Consider the following 20,382-nt stretch of genomic DNA (forward strand, 5'->3'; position numbering starts at 1 on the left):
AGTCGCTGAAAGCCAGCCGGTGCGTGAATAAATTCTCAGAGAAAGCGCGTTGGCAGGCCAGTTAAATTCTGAAGGGAATAATTTCAGGATGCCTCCGCGCCACCGGAGATCCAGCGATCAATCCGCGCCCAGCTGCAATCGGCTGGGCAGCCTCTTCTCGATCGCGAACTTCAGCAGCGCCGCCGAGCGGAAGATGCCGTGCGCGAACTTGCCGTAGGGCAGCGTGAGAAAGAGCGCCATCACCACGCCCAGGTGCACCGCCAGCAGCAGCGCCATGAAGCGCGTGTCGCGCCACGCCAGCAGCGCGAGGCCGGTAAGGCTGGTGAGCAGCAGCAGGGCGATGAAGCCGCGGTCCATCGGGCGCTGTGCCGTGTCGCCATGCGCCGGGTCGCGCCGCAGGTTCAGCCACAGCAGGCCCGCGGGGCCGATCAGCAGCCCGAGGCCGCCGGCAGTGCCCAGCAGCACCGGCAGGCTGGTCAAGGCATAGGGAGCATGCAGGTCGAGCAGGTAGTGGTAGAGCGTCGCCACGCAGGTCGATGCGAAGCACAGCATGAAGCCGTAGAAGGTGAAGTGGTGGAAGCGCCTGCGCCACAGGGTGAAGCGGTCGTCCTCGTTGTTGCAGCCTTCGCCGTGGCCGCCGTCGAGGTACTTCAGGCGCAGCGCGTCGTGCGCGGCCTCGACGCTGGCGCCGCCGCGCACGCCCGGCAGGTCTGGCGCGTTCTGCGGATCGTTCGCCGGAGACACCTCGCGCCAGAAGCGGCGCACGCCCATCGCCAGCGCGAGCATCACGAAGAGGAACACCGCGCCGAACACCAGCGCGAGCAGGTTGTGGGGAAAGATCGCGTAGAAGTTGCCCGCCATCGGCTCGTGCATCAGCGAGCCCGACATCGCCACGGCCAGCACCAGGAAGAGGGCGAGCCCGCCCGCCAGTGCCAGTGCGACCGTGAGGCCGGCCCTGCGGTACAGCGCCCCCATCGCGGGCGGCCAGGCGTAGTCGTGGTACGTCTGCATGCGCACCCGCGCCATGGCCTGCGGCACGTTCACCGCGAACTCGTGCGGCGGCGCGTACTGGCAGGCGTGCAGGCAGGCGCCGCAGTTGTGGCAGAGGTTGGCGAGGTAGTGGGTGTCGGCCTTGTTGCCGAAGTCCAGCCGGCGCGTCATGGCCGGGAACACGGCGCAGAAGCCTTCGCAGTAGCGGCAGGCGTTGCAGATCTGCAGGATGCGCGCGACTTCCTCTTCGCCGGCGGTCAGCGGCAGCGCGGGGGCGATGGGAATCACGCGCCGTGATGGCATGCCCTGGGCATCCGCTTGTGCGCGCGCGACGAGATCAGTGAGCTGCTGCAAGCGCGGCCTCCTTGTCGTTCTTCGTGGAGGCCCGCGCGGCTTTCGCTGCCTGCGTGCCTGCGATGCGGCCGAAGGCCGTGCCGATGCTCATGCCGACGCCCGCGGTGTAGCCCTTGCCCAGCACGTTGCCGGCCATCATCTCGCCGGCAACGAAGAGGTTCGGGCTGGGCCGTCCGCCGAATCGCACGGCCGCCGTTTCGTCGACCTTCAGGCCCAGGTAGGTGAAGGTGATGCCGGGCCGCAGCGGATAGGCATGGAAGGGCGCGGTGTCGATGGGGCGTGCCCAGTGCGTCTTGGCGGGTGCGAGGCCCTCGGTGCGGCAGTCGTCCAGCGTGGTGTGATCGAAGCGGCCGACGCGGCATGCGGCGTTGTAGTCCTCCACGGTGCGCACGAAGGTGGCTTCGTCCAGGCCGATCCTGCGTGCGAGTTCGCCGAGCGTGCCGGCCTGCGTGCCGGGAAACACCGGCGGCATGAAGCGCCCGACCGCCTTCTGGTCGATGACCGACCACGCGATCTGCCCCGGCTGCTGCGCCACCAGCCGGCCCCAGATCGCATAGCGCTTGGGCCAGAAGTCCTCGCCCTCGTCGTAGAAGCGCTTCGCCTCGCGGTTGACCACCACGCCCAGCGACACGCAGTCGATGCGCGTGCAGATGCCGCCGTCGTACAGCGGTGCGCGTGCGTCGATGGCCACCATGTGGCCCTGCGACGGGTCGCCGATGCTGTCGGCGCCCGCCTCGATCATGTGCTTCAAGAGCACGCCCTGGTTGAAGCGCGTGCCGCGGATCAGGAAGTTGTCGGCCGGCCATTCGCCGCGCTCGTTCCGTCCCCATGCCTCGCGCAGCCATTCGCGGTTCGACTCGAAGCCGCCGGCGGCCAGCACGCAGCTCCTCGCTTCGATGCGTTCGCCGGCCTCGGTGCGCACGGCCACGAAGCGGTCGCCGTCGAGCTCGACCGAGGCCACGGGCGTGTCGTATCGGATCTGCACGCCGAGCCTTTCGGCGCTGCGGAAATAGGCGTTGACCAGCGCCTTGCCGCCGCCCATGAAGAAGGCGTTGGTGCGCGCGACGTGCAGCGCACCCGACAGCGGCGGCTGGAAGTGCACGCCGTGGCTGCGCATCCAGTCGCGGCAGTTGGACGAGGCGCGGATCACCAGGCGCGCGAGGCGCTCGTCGGTGAGGCCGCCGGTCACCTTCAGGAGGTCCTGCCAGTACTCCTCTTCGGGATAGGCATCGACCAGCACATCCTGTGGCGCGTCGTGCATGCAGCGCAGGTTGCGCGTGTGCTGCGAATTGCCGCCGCGCCATGCCTTGGGCGAGGCTTCGAGCAGCAGCACCGAGGCGCCAGCCTCGCGCGCCATCAGGGCGGCGCAGAGGGCGGCGTTGCCGCCTCCGACAACCAGTACGTCGATCACTCTCACTCGTGGGTCTCCTTGGGATCGGGAGACTGTAGGCAGGCCGGCCTTCAGGCGAAAGGCCGGTTCGGGCAACGGGTGTTCACGTTTCGAGAAGACTGGCGCCGGCCCAGAGGCCGTCGCGCACCAAGGCGCGCGCCGTGTCGGCCACCACCACGCGGGTGGCCAGCGCGGCGGGGGAGAGTTCGTCGTCCGACAGGCTCACGAGCAGGTTGCGCCGGCCCACGTGCGCGTCGGCGATCTGGGTGAGCTGCAGGTCGTCGCGGCCATGCCGCGCGGTGGCGGCGCCGGGCTGGATGGTCGCGCCGTGGCCGGCGCGCACCGCATCCATCAGCAGCGCGAGGCCGTCGACCTCGGCCACGATGCGCGGCGAGATGCGGGCCCGCGTGAAGGCGGCCGTCAGCGTGGAGCGCAGGCCGTGGCTGCCGCTTGGCAGGATGAGGGGCAGCTCCGCCAGCTGCGCGAGCCGCACGCGTGCACCGGTAGGGCGGTGCGCCAGTGTGGGAGAGGCGATCACGAAGAGCTTCTCGGCCAGGAGCGGCGTCACGCTCCAGCGCCGCGGGGTGTCGGTCTGGAACAGCACGGCCAGGTCGAGCTGCCGTGACTGCAGCATGGTCGTGAGATGGCCCGAGAGCGACTCGACCAGGTGCAGCCGCACCTCGGGGTAGCGCTCGCGCATGGCCCGCATGAGCGGCACGCCGAGCACCGTGGCGGTGGTGGGCGCCAGGCCCACGCTCACGTGGCCCGAGAGCCGCGCCTGCTGCGCCGCGAGCACCGCGTCGTCGGCATGGCGCAGAACGAGCTGGGCCTGGTGAAGGAAGGCCATGCCGGCATCGGTGGGCACCACGCCGCTGGCGCTGCGCTTGAGCAGCCGGGTGGAAAGCTCGCCCTCGAGCCGGCTGATCTGCTGGCTCAGCGCCGAGGTGACGACGCCCAGTTCGACCGCGGCGCGGCCCATGCTGCGAAGCTCGCAGACCTTGACGAAGTAGCGCAGTTGCCTCAGTTCCATCGGGCGATCATCGCACCGGCAACGGGTGCCGGCACCCGTCAGCTGCCCCGGCGGGAAGGCAAAAAAATGGCCGCCGGCACCCGTCGCGCAGGCGCTGGCAGCCGTGGAAACCGGGACCGGCGAAGGGCCTACTGCTTGTAGCTGTCGTCGATGCGGTCGAGCTTGCGGATGAGCGCGGGCCAGACGAACTGCCCGCCCAGGCCGCCGGTCTGCACCTTCATGGCCTGGCCCACGCCTTCCACGATGCGCGGGTCCACGTGCGTGAGTTCACTTCCGCCCGACTGCGCCGCGATCTGGATCTGGCAGGTGGCCTCGAAGGTGTACATCGACAGGAAGGCGTCCGCGATGGTCTTGCCGCAGGTCAGCAGGCCGTGGTTGCGCAGCATGAGGAAATTGGCGTTGCCCATGTCGGCCTGCAGGCGCGGCTTCTCGTCGTCGCGGAAGGCCACGCCCTCGTAGTCGTGATAGGCCAGCGAGGCGAGCACGAAGGTCGACTGCTGGCTGATGGGCAGCACGCCGTTCTTCTGCGCGCTCACGGCGATGCCGGCGCGGGTGTGGGTGTGCAGCACGCACTGGATGTCTTCCCGCGCCGCATGCACCGCGCTGTGGATCACGAAGCCCGCCGGGTTCACCGGGTAGGGCGAATCGATGACCTTGTTGCACTGCTGGTCGACCTTCACCAGGCTCGACGCGGTGATCTCGTCGAACATCAGGCCGTAGGGGTTGATCAGGAAGTGGTGCTCGGGGCCCGGAATGCGCGCGCTGATGTGCGTGAAGACCAGGTCGCTCCATCCGTGCAGCGCCACGAGGCGATAGCAGGCGGCAAGGTCGACGCGCAGCTGCCACTCCTCGGCGGAGACCAGCTTCTGGATTTCGGGTTGTGCGAAGGCGTTCATGGTGGGGTGTCCTTTGGAAGTTGTCGAAATCGGGCGGCCGGACGCGGAGGGTGCGAAGGTTGCGCAGAAGTCGCAGGAGGAAGACCAAGAAATGGTTTCCGGTCTTCTCTGCGACTCCTGCGTGGCTCTTGTCTTCCTTGTGCGTTCGGCTGTCGGACTTCAGGCGGCCTGTGCAGCAGGCTGCAGCGCCGATTTGTAGATGCTCTGCTTCGGCTGCGCCATCACGCGGCGCAGCATGGGTTCGAACTCGCTGATGGGCAGGGTCTCGGCCTTGGGGTCGAAGGCGGGGTTGTCGTAGAGCGCGCAGAACTCGGCGGTGCGCTCGTAGTGCGGGTGCCCCTTGAAGTTGTCGCGCATGTCGCGGTCCAGGCCGATGTGGTGGAAGAAGTAGTGGCCCTGGAAGATGCCGTGGTTCTGCACCATCCAGTGGTTGGCCTCGCTCACGAAGGGCTTGAGGATGGCTGCGGCGATGTCGGGGTGGTTGAAGCTGCCGAGCGTGTCGCCGATGTCGTGCAGCAGGGCGCACACCACGTATTCCTCGTCGCGGCCGTCGCGCAGCGCGCGGGTGGCGGTCTGCAGGGAGTGGGTGTAGCGGTCGACCGGGAAGCCGCCGTAGTCGCCTTCGAGGATCTGCAGGTGCTTGATCACGCGAGCGGACAGGCCGCCCGCGAACTGCATGAATTCGCCACCGATCAGCTGCCAGTCTTCGCGCGTGCTTTCCTGCATGCTCTTGAAACTTGCGCGTGCATTCATCGCCGGAGTCTCCGTTCTTTTGAGTCCTGTGGGGGAGCTGGCCACTGTATGCCTGCGCTTGACCATCAACTGTCAAGAATTTGACAATGCGGGGTTCTGGTAAACCCCCGTTCCCGCGTCATTCCCCCGTCATTCCCATCTTCATGGCCGCCTCTTCGAAGCCGCGTCTTTCCGCCGCGCACCGTGCCGCGCTGGAAGGCAACCCGTGGTTCATGAGCATGCCGCGCGCTCAGCGCGAGGCACTGGTGGGTGCGGCCGAGCTGCACCACGTACGCCGCGGCGCGATGGTCTTCCGCCAGGGCGACCCCATCCATGCCACCGACGGCGGCTTCTACGGGCTGGTGGCGGGCACCATCAAGGTCTCGTCGCTGCGCCAGGACGGCCGCGAGGCCATCCTCGCCGTGCTGGAGCCGGGCAACTGGTTCGGCGAGATCACGCTGATCGACGGCTCGCCGCGCACGCACGACGCCACCGCGCTGGAGGCGCTCGACCTGCTGGTGGTGCCGCCCGCGGCCTTCGCGCAGCTGATGCGCGATGTGGTTTTCTCCAACGCCATCGCGGCGATGCTCGCTTCGCGCGTGCGCATGCTCTACGGCCTCGCGGAGGACGCCACCCTGCGCAGCCTGCGCGCGCGGGTGGCGCACCGGCTGCTGGTGCTGGCGCGCGGCGACGCCACGCAGTCGGTGCAGCTGCGCCACGAACTGCAGCTGCCGCAGGAGGCGCTGGCCATGATGCTCGGCGTGACGCGCCAGACGCTGTCGAAGGAGCTCAATGCGCTGGCGGCCGAGGGCGTGCTTTCGCTGGGCTACGGGCGCATCGAACTGCGCTCGCTCGACGCGCTGCGTGCGCTCGTGAGCACCGGCTAGAAGGGCGGTTGCCGCCTACCTCAGCACCCGCCCGTCGGCCGAGATGCTGATCAGGTCGATGTTGCGCACGCTGTCGCGCAGGCCCGGGCGCAGGTTGATGCGGAAGCCCCCCACGTCGTAGTCGGTCATGCCCGACATCACCCGCATGAGGCCCGCGGCGTTCAACCCCCGGCCGGCGCGCTTCACCGCCTCGCCCGCGGCCTTGGCCGCGATGAAGCCCTCCAGGCCTTCGTACGAGGGGTTCTGGTCGGAGTTGTCGACGGCCGCGAGGTACTCCTTGACGATCGGAATGGCCGAGGGGCGCGGCGAAGGCACCACCTGCGAGATCACGATGCCGCCGATGTCCTTGCCGAGCGTGGCGTAGAGCGGGTCGATGCCGACGATGGAGAAGGCCATGAAGCTGCCCGAGTAGCCGCTCTTGCGCAGCTTGCGGATCGCGTTGGCCGTGGTGCCCGAGAGCGACACCAGCACGATGGCCTGCGGCGACTGCTTCTGCACTTCCTTCAGGGCCGCATCCAGCTTGTCGCCGTTGGCCGGCACCAGCGCGCTGGCGACCAGCGGCGTGAGCTTGAGCTCGCTGATGGCCTGCTCCACGGCCGCGAGGCCGGCGCGGCCCATGGCGTCGTCGTCGCCCACCAGCGCCACGCGCGTCTGCCCCACGGTGGCGCACTGCCTCACGATCTTCAGGGCCTCGTCGATCATGCCGGGGCGCACATGGAACACGTTCGGATGATCGGCCCCGCGCAGCGTGTCGGAAGCCGCGAAGGGCGCGAACAGCAGGCTGCCCTGCTGCGTGGCGACGTTCGCGCCGGCCTCGCTGCTGGCCGTGCCGACGAAGCCGAAGAGCATGTCGGCCTTGTCGGTGGTGAGCAGGGTGCGCGCATTGGCGGCGGCGCGGGCCGCGTCGTAGCCGTCGTCGAGCTGCAGCAGCTTGAGCTGCAGGCCGCCGGCCGCATTGCGCTCGTTGAACGCGGTCACCGCGAGGCGGCTGCCGGCCGCGAAGGCGTTGCCGATCTCTGAGGCGCTGCCAGTGAGCGGCACCGATTGCCCCAGCAGCACGACGCGCGCCCCGCCGGCCGCGGCCGCCGCCGTTCGCGCGGTCTGCGCCATGACGGGGTGGGCCATGCCGATGCCGCTTCCGAGCACCAGCGCGCCTGCCTTGCCCAACCATTCCCTGCGTGACGTGTTCATTGGACACCTTCTTTCACATTAGTAAAAAAGTGTAGCAATTTCAGGGCCAGGGTGGAAGGCTGGCATGCCCGCTGAAGGGGCTTCGATCAGTCTCCCTTCACGTAGCCTGCGAGATGCCTGCCTGTGAGTGTCGAGCGCTTGGCGACGAGGTCCGCCGGCGTTCCCTCGAAGACGACGCGCCCGCCCTCGTGCCCCGCGCCGGGGCCGAGGTCGATGATCCAGTCGGCATGCGCCATCACGGCCTGGTGGTGCTCGACCACGATGACCGACTTGCCCGAATCCACCAGCCGGTCGAGCAGGCCCAGCAGCTGCGCCACGTCGGCCAGGTGCAGGCCGGCGGTGGGCTCGTCGAGCACGTAGACGTCGCCTTTCTCGGCCATCTGCGTGGCCAGCTTGAGCCGCTGGCGCTCGCCGCCCGACAGCGTGGTGAGCGGCTGCCCGAGCCGCAGGTAGCCCAGTCCCACGTCGGCCAGCCGCTGCAGGATGGCGTGCGCGGCCGGCGTGCGCGCCTCGCCTTCGCCGAAGAAGGCAAGGGCCTCGTCCACCGGCATCGCCAGCACCTCGGCGATGTCGCGCCCGCCGAAGCGGTACTCCAGCACCGAGGCCTGGAAGCGCTTGCCGCCGCATTCCTCGCAGGGGGTTGCCACGCCGGCCATCATCGCGAGGTCGGTGTAGATCACGCCCGCGCCGTTGCAGGTGGGGCAGGCGCCTTCGGAGTTGGCGCTGAAGAGAGCCGGCTTCACGCCGTTGGCCTTCGCGAAGGCGTTCCGGATCGGGTCGAGCAGCCCGGTGTAGGTGGCCGGGTTGCTGCGCCGCGAGCCGCGGATGGTGCTCTGGTCGATGCTCACCACGCCCGCGCCGGCCGGAATGGAGCCGTGCACCAGCGAGCTCTTGCCCGAGCCAGCCACGCCGGTGACCACGGCGAGCACGCCGAGCGGAATGTCGACGTTCACCTTGCGCAGGTTGTGCGTCGTCGCGCCGCGTATCTCGAGCTTGCCGGTCGGCTTGCGAACCTTCTTCTTCAGCGTCGCCCGGTCGTCCAGGTGCCGCCCCGTGACCGTGCCGCTGCCGCGCAGCCCCTCGACGCTGCCCTCGAAGCAAACGCTGCCGCCGGCCGAGCCCGCGCCCGGGCCGAGGTCGACGACGTGGTCCGCGATGGCGATGACCTCCGGCTTGTGCTCGACCACCAGCACCGTGTTGCCCTTGTCGCGCAGCCGCAGCAGCAGCTCGTTCATGCGCTGGATGTCGTGCGGATGCAGGCCGGTGGTAGGCTCGTCGAACACGTAGGTCACGTCGGTGAGCGAGGAGCCGAGATGGCGGATCATCTTCGTGCGCTGCGCCTCGCCGCCCGACAGCGTGCCCGAGGGCCGGTCCAGCGAGAGGTAGCCCAGGCCGATCTCCACGAAGGAATCGAGGCTCGCCGCCAGCGCCTGCAGCAGCGGCGCCACCGAGGGCTCCTTCAGGCCGCGCACCCACTCGGCGAGGTCGCTGATCTGCATCGCGCAGGCGTCGGCGATGTTGACGCCCCTGATCTTCGACGAGCGCGCCGGCGCCGCGAGCCGCGTACCCTCGCATTCGGGGCAGGTGGAGAACGTCACCACGCGCTCCACGAAGGCGCGCACGTGCGGCTGCATCGCTTCCACGTCCTTCGACAGGAATGATTTCTGGATCGTCGGGATCAGCCCCGCGAAGGTCAGGTTGATGCCGTCCACCTTGATCTTCGTCGGCTCCTTGTAGAGCAGGTCGTGCAGCTCGTTCCTGGTGAACTTGCGGATCGGCTTGTCCGCGTCGAAGAAGCCGCAGCCGCGGAAGATGCGCCCGTACCAGCCTTCCATGCTGTAGCCGGGGATCTTGAGCGCCTTCGTTGAGCGACTTGCCGTCGTCGTAGAGCTCGGCGAGGTCGAAGTCGGTGACCGCGCCACGCCCCTCGCAGCGCGGGCACATGCCGCCGATGCGGTTGAAGCTTTCCTTCACCGTCTTCGTCTTCGCGCCGCGTTCCACGGTGATCGCACCCGCCGCGCTGACCGAAGGCACGTTGAAGGCGAAGGCGCCGGGCGGCCCGATGTGCGGCTTGCCCAGGCGGCTGAACAGGATGCGCAGCATCGCGTTGGCGTCGGTGACCGTGCCCACGGTCGAGCGCGGGTCGGCGCCCAGGCGCTGCTGGTCGACGATGATCGCGGTGGTCAGGCCGTCGAGCACGTCCACGTCCGGCCGCGCCAGCGTGGGCATGAAGCCCTGCACGAAGGCGCTGTAGGTCTCGTTGATCAGCCGCTGCGACTCGGCCGCGATGGTGCCGAACACCAGCGAGCTCTTGCCCGAGCCCGAGACGCCGGTGAACACCGTCAGCCTGCGCTTCGGGATCTCGATGCTGATGTCCTTGAGGTTGTTCTCGCGCGCGCCGTGCACGCGGATCATGTCGTGGCTGTCGGCGGCGTCTTGCGCCTTCGCAGGCGCCGCCGCCCTCGCTGTCGTCTTTGTTGCTGTCTTCGCGGCTGTCTTTGCGGCCGTGGTCGTCTTCTTCGTCGCCTTGGTGCTCATCGGTCCGTCTCTCCGCCTCAGCCCAACTGCTGGATGCGGATCAGGCTGCCCGCGGGGTCGCGCACCGCGCAGTCGCGAACGCCGTAGGGCTGGTCGGTCGGCTCCTGGACGATCTCGGTGTCGCTGGCCTGCAGCTTCGCGAAGGTGCCTTCGAGGTCGGGCGTGGCCAGCAGGATGGCGGCGTAGGTGCCCTTGGCCATCATCTCGGCGATGGTGCGGCGCTCGTCGTCGGTGATGCCGGGGTAGGCGGCCGGCGGCGAAAGCACGATGGAAACCCCGGGCTGGCCCGCGGGGCCGACGGTGATCCAGCGCATGCCGCCGTATCCCACGTCATTGCGGACCTCGAAGCCGAGCAGGTCGCGGTAGAAGGCGAGCGAGGCCTCGGGGTCGTTGTGCGGCAGAAAACTCGCGTGGATGCTGATGTTCATCGTGGTCGCTCCGGTGTGTCGTTGTCGAGGAGCGCTCAGTCTAGGTTCGACCGCGGGGCCGGCGCTTCTCGATTCCTGATCGGTCGCGTGACCTGCTTCGCCACGCACGGCGGCATGCCGTCGGTCTGCATGGCGGCCTCGCGGCGGTAGGCGCTGGGCGACATGCCCACCAGCTCGGTGAAGCGCGTGCTGAAGGTGCCCAGCGACGAGCACCCGACCTCGAAGCAAACCTCGGTGACGCTCAGGTCGCCCCGGCGCAGCAGCGCCATCGCGCGCTCGATGCGCCGCGTCATCAGGTAGGAATAGGGCGCCTCGCCATACGCGAGCTTGAACTGGCGGCTGAGGTGGCCTGCCGACATGTGCACGCCGAAGGCGAGGGCCTCGACGTCCAGCGGCTGCGCGTACTCGCGGTCGATGCGGTCGCGAACCCGGCGCAGCCGGGCGAGGTCGCGCAGATGGAGCTGCTCTGCGTCAGTCTTGTTGCTGGTCATCCGCGGGATCGTGCCATGCCGCGGCGGCAGGCTCAATCCGGCAAGGCCCGCTCGGGCCGATGCGACGGCGTCAGCCCTTGCGCTCGAACACCAGGTCCCACACGCCGTGGCCCAGCTTGATGCCGCGGTTCTCGAACTTGGTCAGCGGCCGGTAGTCGGGCTTGGGCGCGTAACCCTCTGCGGTGTTGCGCAGCAGCGGCTCGGCCGAGAGCACCTCGAGCATCTGCTCGGCGTAGGGCTGCCAGTCGGTCGCGCAGTGGATGTAGCCGCCGGGGCGCAGGTGCTGCGCGAGCTTGGTCACGAACCCGGGCTGGATCAGCCGGCGCTTGTTGTGGCGCTTCTTGTGCCACGGGTCGGGAAAGAATACGTGCACGCCGGCCAGGGTGCCGGGCTGCAGCATGTGGTCGAGCACGTCGACCGCGTCGTGCGCGCAGATGCGGATGTTCGACAGCTGCTGCTCGCCGATGCGCTTGAGCAGCGCGCCCACGCCGGGCTCGTGCACTTCGCAGCAGAAGAAATTGGTGTCGGGCAGCACTGTCGCGATGTGCGCGGTGGCCTCGCCCATGCCGAAGCCGATCTCCAGCACCGTCGGGCCGGCGCGGCCGCCGAAGGTGGCGGTCAGGTCGATCGGCTCGGGCTTGTAGGGCACGAGGAACAGCGGCCCCAGCTCGGAGAAGGCGCGCGCCTGGCCCTCGGTGGTGCGGCCGCCGCGCTTGACGAAGCTCTTGAGGCGGCGGTGCAGCGGATGGGGCTTGTCGGCGCCATCGTCGGCACCCTCGTCATGGCCCGGCGGAAGGTCGTTGGACACGGTATCGGAAAGATTCATCACGGGCGCGAATTGTAGAGAGCACGCCATTCGGGCACCCAGCCGGCCAGCGCCGCAGGGCAGTCGGTGGCCGTGGAAGGGCTCAGGCCCAGCACGCGCGCCGCGGCGTCGAGCGCGGCCAGCGCGGCGGCCGGGGAGCGGGTGTCGATGGAGGTCGCGCCGTTCTGCTTGGAGAGCTTGTCGCCGTCGGCGCCGCGCACCAGCGGCGTATGAAGGTAGCTTGGCGTGGGAAAGCCCAGCGCGCGCTGCAGAAGGATCTGGCGCGCGGTGTTGTCCACGAGGTCCTCGCCGCGCACCACGTCGGTCACGCCCTGTTCGGCGTCGTCGACCACCACCGCGAGCTGGTAGGCCCACGGGCCGTCGGCGCGGCGCAACACGAAGTCGCCGACCTCGCGGCTCACGTTCTGGCACTGGCGGCCGAGGCGGCGGTCGGTGAAGCAGAGTTCGCCGCCAGTGGTCGCATCGCCGGCGTCTTCCTCCCAGGGTACGCCGGGCGTGGGCGGAAGGTCGGCCTCGAATTTCTCGGTGGCGAAGCGCCAGGCGCGCGCGGGTTTGCCGTGCAGCCCGTCGCGGCAGGTGCCGGGGTACACGCGTTCGCCGTGGCGTTCGTGCCGCTGGCCCAGCCTGGCGAGCGCTTCGCTGATGTCCTTGCGTGAGCAGCCGCAGGGGTAGGCGAGGCCGCGCGCCTTCAGCCGCTCCAGGGCGGCCTCGTAACGGTCGGTGCGCCGGGTCTGCCACACGGGCGGCTCGTCGGGCAGCAGGGCGCAGGCGGCCAGCTGCTGGAGGATGTGCTCGCCCATGCCGGGCAGGCAGCGCTCGGTGTCGGCGTCTTCGATGCGCACCAGCCAGCGTGCCTGCGGGCCGCGCGCGCGAACGTCGAGCCAGCTCGCGAGCGCGGCCACCAGCGAGCCCGCGTGCAGCGCTCCGGTGGGCGATGGCGCGAAGCGGCCGGTCTCCCTCATCGCGGCCCGGTCAGATCACGTCGAGCGCGAGCGACAGTCCCGAGAGGAAGGCTTCCTCCACACGGTGGCCAGTGCACCAGTCGCCCGCGACGCCGATGCGAGCCTTGGCGTCCCACAGGTGGGTGGTGCCCACGGGCACCTGGGTCTGGGCTTCGTCCCAGCGGGTCGCCTGCGCATGCGCGGGCGTGGCGTAGATGCCGGTGATCTCGGCGAAGGCGCGCAGCAGCTTGGCTTCCACGCGCGAGGGTGCGTCGCGCAGATGTTCCTCCGACCAGGCGGCGCTGGCCTGCAGCGTCCAGCGCTCGACCGGCTCGCGCCCGGGCTTGGACGATTCGCGCGCCAGCCAGGCGACGCGGTGGTGCGTGCTGCGGGCCGCGTTCCACTGCGGGCCCAGGTGGGACATGTTGGGCTGGTTGGCCTGGGGGTAGGCGATCATCAGCGTCCAGCAGGGCGCGATGCGCACGGGGGCGATCTTGCGGGCCAGCGTGGCCGAGAGCTTGCCGCCGTCGCCCAGCAGGGCACGGGCAGCGGAGGGCGGCACCGCGAGCAGCACGGCGTCGAAGCCCGAATAGACGTGCTGCGAATCGTCGGCACCGGCGGTGCGCAGTTGCCAGCGCTTCGCGTCGAGCGCATCGGGCTCGATCTGCGTGACGCGCGCGCCGGTGACGAGGCTGTCGCCCAGCGGCTCCGCCCAGCGGGCGACCAGCGAATCCATGCCGGGCTGGGCCACCCAGTGCGGCTCGAGAGAAGGCAGCGCAGCCTCGGCCACGCGGCCGTGTGCGTCGAGCACGCGCACGAGGTTGGCGCTCCAGCGCTTGCACACGCCGGGGGTGTTCTCCAGCGCCAGGGCAAAGCGCGGATCGCGCACGGTGAAGTACTGGGCGCCGCTGTCGAAGCGGCCGAAGGCGGTGTCCACGCTCGCCATGCGCCCGCCGGGGGCGTCGTTGCGCTCGAACAGCGTGACCTTGTGGCCGGCCTGCACCAGCGTCCGCGCGCAGGCCACCCCGGCGATGCCGGCGCCTATGACGGCGAAGTGGCGGGGCTGGGCGGGCTGTTTGGGCTGTTTAGGGGCTGGCGGGGTTCGGTGACGGTCGGCGGCGGCCTTGGCCGGTTTCCTTGCAGTTGCGCGAGTGCTCATGAACGGCTCTTTTCTTCTGGACGGAATGCGGATGGATGTGTCTGCACTCTACATCGGTCCGGCAGCCGCTCCGCCTGAGGGCACACCCTTAGCGGCGCCGCGCGATCCTCGGCAATACTCGTCGGCCCCGTCGATGGAGCGCGGCTGCGTCATCGGCCCCGATGGCGCTCCAGCAGCGCGCGCCGCGTGCCTTCGTGCTCGAACTGCGCGAGCCACCATTCGAGCGCGCGCCCCGGCTTGCCGGCGCTCGGCACCCGCCATGCGCAGTGCAGCGATCCCAGTGGCGGCTTGCGCTCCGTCTTCAGCTCGACAAGATGCCCGGCCTCGATGTACGGCCGCGCCATCGGCTCAGGCAGGAATCCACCGCCCAGCCCGTGCAACTGCGCCGCGATCTTGGCCTGCATGCTCGGCACGGTGAGCACGTCCTGTCCACCGACCAGGTTCACCGTCATGCTGGGCCCATGGCGCGCCGAATCGGCCGCCGCCACTGCGCGATGCCGGCGCATCACGGCATCGGTCAGCGGCTGGGTTTCGCGTGCGAGCGGGTGGTGCGGCGCCACCGCATAGACGAAGCACAGCTCGCCGATGAGTCGGCTGCGGATGCCGGTGGCGCTGAAGGCCAGGCTCGCGGCATCGAGCACCGCGCCGATGGCGAGGTCGGCTTCGCCCGTGGTCAGTGCCTCGATGGTGCCCAGCAGGGTCTCGTCGCGCAGTTTCAGCCGGGTAGGCGGCTCCAGCGCGAAGAAGGCGGTGGCCAGGTCGAGCAGCGGGTCGCGGGCGATCACGCTGTCGACCGAGATGGTCAGCATCGCCTCCCAGCCGGTGGCCACGCGCTTCACCCGGTTGGCCACCGCGTCGATCTCGCCGAGCAGCCGCTCGGCCTCGCGTAACAGCTCGGCGCCGGCCTCGGTCATCCGTGCCTGGCGGGTGCTGCGGTCGAACAGCAGCACGTCGAGGGCGTCCTCGATCTGGCGCACCCGGTAGCTCAGTGCGCTGGGCACGAGGTTCAGGGCACGGGCGGCGGCGGCGAAGCTGCCGGTGGCGGCCACCGCCTGGAGCATGGCAAGGGCGTCGGGGGTCAGCACGTCTCTGGGGCTGGGCATGGGGGTTCCATTGATCAAAATATTTGAATGGTGCCATCAAACCGCGGCGTCTTTCGAGCGGGTGCCGAGACCCAAAATTCTTCACATCCGCTGCGCATCCGGCGCGGCATACGAAGAAGGCCCGCACACCCCCCACAGGGCAGGGCAGAAGGAGTCAGACGATGTTGCAAGTCCGTAAATCACAGGAACGCGGTTATGCCGACCATGGCTGGCTGCGCTCCTTCCACAGCTTTTCCTTCGCCAACTACTACGACCCGGCCCACATGGGCTTCGGCAACCTGCGCGTGATCAACGAGGACCGCGTGGCGGCAGGCGCCGGATTCGGCACCCACGGCCACAAGGACATGGAGATCATCAGCTACGTGCTCTCGGGCGAACTGGCGCACAAGGACAGCATGGGCAACGTGGAGAGCATTCCCCCCGGCGACGTCCAGCGCATGAGCGCGGGCCGCGGCGTGATGCACAGCGAGTTCAACCACAAGGCCGACCAGACCACGCACTTCCTGCAGATCTGGATCCTGCCGAAGGAGCGCGGCATCGAGCCCGGCTACGAGCAGAAGAAGTTCAGCGACGACGAGAAGCGCGGCAAGCTGCGCCTGGTGGCATCGCCCGAAGGCAGCGAAGGCTCGGTGAAGGTGAATGCCGATGCGAGCCTGTACGCCGGTCTCTTCGACGGCGACGAGAAGGCCAGCCTCTCGCTCGACCCGAAGCGCAAGAGCTACGTGCACCTGGTGCGCGGCGAGCTCGAAGTGAACGGCCAGAAGCTCTCCGGCGGCGACGCCGCGATGCTCGAAGGCGAATCGCAGGTGACGCTGGCCGGCGGCAAGGACGCCGAAGTGCTGGTGTTCGACCTGGCCGCCTGATCTCCCCCTTGCCGGGCGCTGGCCGCCCGGCTTTTTTTCACCCGTGTCTTTTTTCCAGTCCAGTCAACAACCGAGGAGTTCTCAACCATGGCAACCGCAAACACCGCACCCAACCCCGCGCAGGACACGCTGGCCCTCATCGGCCGCATCCTGATCGCCTACCTGTTCATTCCGGCCGGCATCGGCAAGCTCATGGGCTTCAGCGGCACCGTCGGCTACATCACGTCCGTCGGCCTGCCGCTGCCCGAGGTGGGCGCGGTCATCGCGATCATCGTGGAGCTGGGCCTGGGCATCGCGCTGCTGCTGGGCTTCAAGACCCGCTGGACCGCGATCGTGATGGCGATCTTCAGCATCGCGACCGCGCTGTTCTTCCACAAGTACTGGTCGGCACCCGATGCGATGAAGATGATGCAGCAGATCAACTTCAACAAGAACATCGCCATCGCCGGCGGCCTGCTCGCGCTCGCCGCCTTCGGTCCCGGCCGCTTCAGCATCGATAAAAAGTAAGCTTTCCCCCAGGCTTCGCGCACTTCGTGTCGCTTCGCCGCCCCCTCGCCGGGGGCACACCTGAGGCCCGGCAGAGCCGGTTCCTCGGTGTTCCGCGAAGAGACAGCCTCCCTTCCTTTCTCATTCAGGAGTTCCAAAAATGGCAAACATCGTCGTCGTCTTCCATTCCGGCTACGGCCACACGCAACGCGTGGCGCAGGCCGTCGCCGACGGCGCGGGCGCGCAGCTGCTCGCCATCGACGCGGACGGCAACCTGCCCGAAGGCGGCTGGGAGCTGCTGGCCGCGGCCGACGCGATCGTCTTCGGCTCGCCGACCTACATGGGCGGCGTGAGCTGGCAGTTCAAGAAGTTCGCCGACGCCTCGTCGAAGGTCTGGTTCACGCAGGGCTGGAAGGACAAGCTCTTCGCCGGCTTCACCAACAGCGCCACCATGAACGGGGACAAGGTCACGACCCTGAACTACTTGTGGACGCTGGCGATGCAGCACAGCGGCATCTGGGTCAGCATGGGCATCCTGCCGAGCAACAACAAGGCGGCCACGCGCGACTCGTTGAACTACGTGGGCGGCTACGGCGGCCTGCTGACGCAGGCACCTTCGGACGCCAGCCCGGCCGAGATGTCCAAGGGCGACTTCGACACCGCCCGCGCCTTCGGCGAGCGCATCGCCACGGTGGCAAGATCGCGGGGCTAGAACTCGCCCCCTGGCTTCGCGCACTTCGTGACGCTGCGCCAGCCCCCTCGCAGGGGGGGGCAGCACCGGCGGGCCGGCAACGCCGGTTGCGCGGTGTTCCGCGAACTGGATGCGACGAACGAAGCCGATCAATCACTCACGGAGAAACACGATGACCGACGCCACCCCCGAAACCCGACTGCTCAAGCCGCACGACAAGGACCTCGGAGGCGGCTTCAAGGTGAGAAGGCTGCTGCCCGCTGCGCAGCAGCGCTCGGTCGGTCCGTTCGTGTTCTTCGACCACTTCGGCCCGGCCACCGAGCAGCCGGGCAGCGAGCACGACGTGCGTCCGCACCCGCACATCGGCCTCTCGACGGTCACCTATCTCTTCAAGGGCGCGATGATGCATCGCGACAGCCTCGGCAGCGTGCAGGAGATCCTGCCGGGCGCCATCAACTGGATGACCGCCGGCCGCGGCATCGTGCACTCCGAGCGCAAGCCCGAGCGCCTGAAGGCCGACACCTACGTGAACCACGGCCTGCAGCTGTGGGCCGCGCTGCCGCAGGCGCATGAAGAAATCGAGCCCAGCTTCGAGCACACCCCGGCCGACGCGATTCCCGAACTGACGCAGCAGGGCGCGGCGGTGCGCGTTCTGGTGGGCGAGGCCTTCGGCGCCCGCTCGCCGGTGAAGACGCTTTCGCAGACCGTGTACCTCGACATCGCGCTGCCGGCAGGCGGGCGCTTCGAGCTGCCCGCGCTGGCGCCCGAGCTGGCCGTCTACGCGGTCGATGCCGACCTCGCGGTGAACGGCGAGCCGGTCGAGGTCCACACCATGGCCGTGCTGCCGCACGGGCAGGGCGGCACCATTACGGCCGACGCCGCCGTGCGCCTCGTGGTGATCGGCGGCGAGCCGCTGGACGGCCCGCGCTACATCACCTGGAACTTCGTCTCCAGCAGCCGCGAGCGCATCCTCGAAGCCGGCGCCGACTGGGCAGCGCAACGCATGGGCCATGTGCCGGGCGAGACCGAGTTCATCCCGCTGCCCGGCAAGCCCTTCGGCGTGCGCGAGCCCGATACGGGCACCACGCCGGTCTGAGCCTCGGCAGGCATGCGCAGGTAAACGCCAAAGAAGAAAGGCCCGCGATGCGGGCCTTTCGTTTTCCTGCCGGGCTGCCTACTTGCCGCCGATCGTCAGGCTCTCTGCAGGCGGTGCGCCCTCGGGCGCCTTCGGCAGCTCGAGCACGGCCTTGCGGCTGCCGCGGCCGCGCCATGCGGAGTAGCTCACGCCCAGCAGCAGCAGCGCGCACAAGCCGATGAAGGTGGCGCTGATCGGCCGCGTCACGAACACCGACATGTCGCCGCGCGACAGCAGCAGCGCGCGGCGGAAGTTCTCCTCCACCATCGGCCCGAGCACGAAGCCCAGCAGGATCGGCGCGACCGAGAACTCCAGCGTCATCAGCACCGCGCCGACGATGCCGAACACCAGCACCTCCCAGATCTGGAAGAGGCTGTTCTGCGTGCTGTACACGCCGGTCGCAATGAAGAACATCGCGGCCGGGAACAGGTACTTGTAGGGCACCTTCAGGAGCTTCACCCACACGCCGATCATCGGGACGTTCAGGATCACGAGGATCACGTTGCCGATCCAGAACGAGGCGATCAGGCCCCAGAAGATGTCCGGGTGCTCGGTGATGAGCTGCGGACCGGGCTGGATGCCCTGGATCAGCAGCGCACCGAGGATCAGCGCCATCACCGCGTCGCCGGGAATGCCCAGGCTCATCGTCGGTATGAAGTCGACCTGCGTCTTCGAGTGGGCCGAGGCCTCGGGGCCGGCCACGCCTTCGATCATGCCGGTGCCGAACTTGTTGGGCGTCTTCGACACCTTGCGCTCCAGCGCGTAGGCGATGAAGGTGGTGATGGTCGGGCCCGTGCCGGGCATCGCGCCGAACACCGTGCCCACCAGCGTGCCGCGGATCATCGCGGGGAAGGCGCGCTTGAGCTCTTCCTTGCTCGGGCGCATGTCGCTGAGCTTGAGCGTGCCGGTGTCGCCGATGGCCTTCATGCGGTTCACGTTCAGCAGGAAGTCGGCCACGCCGAACAGGCCCATCGAGATCGCCACCAGTTCGAGGCCGTCGCTCAGCTCCGGCAGGCCGAAGGCGAAGCGGAAGCTGCCGCTGTTCACGTCGGTGCCGACCACGCCGCACAGCAGGCCGAAGAGCGTCATCGCCACGCCCTTGAGCGGCGAGCCGCGCGACATGGTGGAGCCGGCCAGCAGGCCCAGCAGCATGATCGAGAAGATCTCGGTCGGGCCGAACTTGAACGCGATCTGCACCAGCAGCGGCGAGGCGAAGATCATCACGATGATGCCGACGGAGGCCGCGAAGAAGGAGGCGATCATCGTCACGCCCAGCGCGACGCCTCCCTTGCCCTGCTTGGTCATCGGATACCCGTCGAGACAGGTCACCGCGTGCGGCGGATGCGAGGGCATGTTCATCAGGATGGCGCCGATGGCGCCGCCGTACTGCGAGCCGTAGAAGATGCCGGCCAGCATCAGGATGGCCGGCACCGGATGCATCACGTAGGTGAGCGGCAGCAGGATCGAGATGGCCTGCAGCGCGCCCATGCCCGGCAGCACGCCGATGAGGTTGCCCACCAGCACGCCGAAGAAGGACCACATCAGGTTCGAGCCCTGGAAGGCCACGCCGAAGCCGTACCAGAGGTCGTGGAGCGATTGACCGATCATGGCTTCAGCCTCCCCACTGGAAGAGGGGCAGCTGCAGCTTCAGCGCCCACCAGAACACGACCACCGCGATGAAGCACATCGCAAGCGAGAGCAGCAGTGCCTCGGTCAGCGTGTTGTCGCGGTCCCCGAGCGCCGAGATGAACACGATCGCGAAGGTCGCAGGCAGCAGTCCGCCGTATTCGCCGAAGAGCAGGAAGGCGAGGATGCCGAGGATGATGCAGATGCCGCCGCGCAGGTCGGGCATGCCGCCCGGGTGGCCGTGCGAGGCCGCTTCCTCGCTCGCGTCGCCGCCGGACTTGTCGCCGCGTGCGGACACCGCGATCAGCAGGCCGGTCAGTGCCAGCAGCGCGCCGAGGGCGACAGGAAAGAAGCCCGGCCCCATGTGCGCGAGCTCGCCCACGCGGTAGCCGACGCCGGCATAGACGGCTGCCAGCCCGACGACGATCAGCAGGGCGCCGCCGTAGTAGTCCTTCTTGAATTTCGAAGCGGGCCGGGGCGCGTGCGAGGCCGTTTCTTCACCGAGCTGGTGCTGCATATGTCTCCTTCATCTGGAAGGAGCGCAGTCTAGGAAGCGGGGCTTTCAGTCCCCTTTCGGAGGAGGCCTTCACGGCCTTGCGGGCCGCAAAATACGTGTAATCACGTA

Annotated in this window: 21 protein-coding genes; 6 read left to right on the top strand and 15 right to left on the bottom strand. The window is 68.8% G+C overall.

The annotated features are described in order from the left end of the window. Positions 1 to 117 precede the first annotated feature (117 nt). The 5 genes from tcuB to G369_RS0101305 form a co-directional block, all read right to left on the bottom strand. On the bottom strand, positions 118 to 1,344 hold the full coding sequence (tcuB, locus tag G369_RS0101285) for a tricarballylate utilization 4Fe-4S protein TcuB (protein ID WP_019652163.1): 1,227 nt from the start codon (positions 1,342 to 1,344) through the stop codon (positions 118 to 120). Next, positions 1,328 to 2,755: an FAD-dependent tricarballylate dehydrogenase TcuA gene (tcuA, locus tag G369_RS0101290; protein WP_019652164.1), complete on the bottom strand. Its 1,428-nt coding sequence runs from the start codon at positions 2,753 to 2,755 to the stop codon at positions 1,328 to 1,330. The genes tcuB and tcuA overlap by 17 nt, the downstream gene beginning before the upstream one ends. Positions 2,756 to 2,837: 82 nt before the next feature. Beyond that, the gene (locus tag G369_RS0101295) at positions 2,838 to 3,764 is read right to left on the bottom strand and encodes a LysR family transcriptional regulator (RefSeq protein WP_019652165.1); all 927 of its coding nucleotides are present in this window, start codon (positions 3,762 to 3,764) and stop codon (positions 2,838 to 2,840) included. 128 nt (positions 3,765 to 3,892) lie between these two features. Then, complete coding sequence (locus G369_RS0101300) at positions 3,893 to 4,660, bottom strand: class II aldolase/adducin family protein (RefSeq protein ID WP_019652166.1); 768 nt, start codon at positions 4,658 to 4,660, stop codon at positions 3,893 to 3,895. 159 nt (positions 4,661 to 4,819) lie between these two features. Then, on the bottom strand, positions 4,820 to 5,413 hold the full coding sequence (locus G369_RS0101305) for an HD domain-containing protein (RefSeq protein WP_019652167.1): 594 nt from the start codon (positions 5,411 to 5,413) through the stop codon (positions 4,820 to 4,822). A gap of 143 nt (positions 5,414 to 5,556) precedes the next feature. Here G369_RS0101305 and G369_RS0101310 point away from each other — a divergent pair, with 143 nt between their 5' ends. After that, a complete protein-coding gene (locus tag G369_RS0101310) occupies positions 5,557 to 6,279 on the top strand; it encodes a Crp/Fnr family transcriptional regulator (RefSeq protein WP_019652168.1) in 723 nt (240 codons plus the stop codon). Positions 6,280 to 6,294: 15 nt separating this feature from the next. On the opposite strand, the gene G369_RS0101315 is transcribed toward G369_RS0101310, so the two are convergent. Next, positions 6,295 to 7,470, bottom strand: coding sequence for an ABC transporter substrate-binding protein (locus G369_RS0101315; protein ID WP_019652169.1), 1,176 nt, complete (start codon positions 7,468 to 7,470; stop codon positions 6,295 to 6,297). A gap of 86 nt (positions 7,471 to 7,556) precedes the next feature. Beyond that, the gene (locus G369_RS35270; protein ID WP_019652170.1) at positions 7,557 to 9,305 is read right to left on the bottom strand and encodes an ATP-binding cassette domain-containing protein; all 1,749 of its coding nucleotides are present in this window, start codon (positions 9,303 to 9,305) and stop codon (positions 7,557 to 7,559) included. Positions 9,306 to 9,421: 116 nt separating this feature from the next. On the opposite strand from G369_RS35270, the gene G369_RS39320 reads away from it, so the two are divergent. Beyond that, entirely contained in the window at positions 9,422 to 9,724 is a 303-nt protein-coding gene (locus tag G369_RS39320; RefSeq protein WP_244164267.1) for a hypothetical protein, read from the top strand. 301 nt (positions 9,725 to 10,025) lie between these two features. On the opposite strand, the gene G369_RS0101325 is transcribed toward G369_RS39320, so the two are convergent. The 6 genes from G369_RS0101325 to G369_RS0101350 form a co-directional block, all read right to left on the bottom strand. Continuing rightward, a complete protein-coding gene (locus tag G369_RS0101325) occupies positions 10,026 to 10,436 on the bottom strand; it encodes a VOC family protein (RefSeq protein WP_019652172.1) in 411 nt (136 codons plus the stop codon). Between the two features lie 35 nt (positions 10,437 to 10,471). Next, the gene (locus tag G369_RS0101330; RefSeq protein WP_019652173.1) at positions 10,472 to 10,927 is read right to left on the bottom strand and encodes a helix-turn-helix transcriptional regulator; all 456 of its coding nucleotides are present in this window, start codon (positions 10,925 to 10,927) and stop codon (positions 10,472 to 10,474) included. A gap of 70 nt (positions 10,928 to 10,997) precedes the next feature. Continuing rightward, positions 10,998 to 11,753, bottom strand: a complete 756-nt coding sequence (gene trmB, locus G369_RS0101335) for a tRNA (guanosine(46)-N7)-methyltransferase TrmB (RefSeq protein WP_019652174.1) — start codon at positions 11,751 to 11,753, stop codon at positions 10,998 to 11,000. Further along, positions 11,753 to 12,715, bottom strand: coding sequence for a tRNA glutamyl-Q(34) synthetase GluQRS (gene gluQRS / locus G369_RS0101340; protein WP_019652175.1), 963 nt, complete (start codon positions 12,713 to 12,715; stop codon positions 11,753 to 11,755). The genes trmB and gluQRS overlap by 1 nt, the downstream gene beginning before the upstream one ends. Positions 12,716 to 12,725: 10 nt before the next feature. Then, positions 12,726 to 13,853 carry an NAD(P)/FAD-dependent oxidoreductase gene (locus tag G369_RS0101345; RefSeq protein WP_019652176.1) on the bottom strand — a complete coding sequence of 376 codons (1,128 nt, stop codon included), beginning with the start codon at positions 13,851 to 13,853 and terminating at the stop codon, positions 12,726 to 12,728. A gap of 149 nt (positions 13,854 to 14,002) precedes the next feature. Beyond that, positions 14,003 to 14,956, bottom strand: a complete 954-nt coding sequence (locus G369_RS0101350) for a LysR substrate-binding domain-containing protein (RefSeq protein ID WP_019652177.1) — start codon at positions 14,954 to 14,956, stop codon at positions 14,003 to 14,005. Between the two features lie 161 nt (positions 14,957 to 15,117). Between G369_RS0101350 and G369_RS0101355 the strand changes: the two genes are divergently transcribed. The 4 genes from G369_RS0101355 to G369_RS0101370 all read left to right on the top strand — a co-directional run bounded on the left by G369_RS0101355 (position 15,118) and on the right by G369_RS0101370 (position 18,092). Beyond that, a complete protein-coding gene (locus G369_RS0101355) occupies positions 15,118 to 15,819 on the top strand; it encodes a pirin family protein (RefSeq protein ID WP_019652178.1) in 702 nt (233 codons plus the stop codon). An 87-nt stretch (positions 15,820 to 15,906) separates the two neighbouring features. Then, positions 15,907 to 16,326, top strand: coding sequence for a DoxX family protein (locus tag G369_RS0101360; protein ID WP_019652179.1), 420 nt, complete (start codon positions 15,907 to 15,909; stop codon positions 16,324 to 16,326). Between the two features lie 139 nt (positions 16,327 to 16,465). Next, positions 16,466 to 17,017: a flavodoxin family protein gene (locus G369_RS0101365; RefSeq protein ID WP_019652180.1), complete on the top strand. Its 552-nt coding sequence runs from the start codon at positions 16,466 to 16,468 to the stop codon at positions 17,015 to 17,017. Positions 17,018 to 17,168: 151 nt separating this feature from the next. Beyond that, the gene (locus G369_RS0101370; protein WP_019652181.1) at positions 17,169 to 18,092 is read left to right on the top strand and encodes a pirin family protein; all 924 of its coding nucleotides are present in this window, start codon (positions 17,169 to 17,171) and stop codon (positions 18,090 to 18,092) included. A 78-nt stretch (positions 18,093 to 18,170) separates the two neighbouring features. Here the strand turns inward: G369_RS0101370 and G369_RS0101375 are convergent, their stop codons facing one another. Then, on the bottom strand, positions 18,171 to 19,739 hold the full coding sequence (locus G369_RS0101375) for a tripartite tricarboxylate transporter permease (RefSeq protein ID WP_019652182.1): 1,569 nt from the start codon (positions 19,737 to 19,739) through the stop codon (positions 18,171 to 18,173). Between the two features lie 4 nt (positions 19,740 to 19,743). Further along, positions 19,744 to 20,274 carry a tripartite tricarboxylate transporter TctB family protein gene (locus G369_RS0101380; RefSeq protein ID WP_019652183.1) on the bottom strand — a complete coding sequence of 177 codons (531 nt, stop codon included), beginning with the start codon at positions 20,272 to 20,274 and terminating at the stop codon, positions 19,744 to 19,746. Positions 20,275 to 20,382: the final 108 nt, after the last annotated feature.

This window comes from Variovorax atrisoli 110B, assembly GCF_000382045.1.
GTDB classification, from domain to species: Bacteria; Pseudomonadota; Gammaproteobacteria; order Burkholderiales; family Burkholderiaceae_C; genus Variovorax; species Variovorax atrisoli.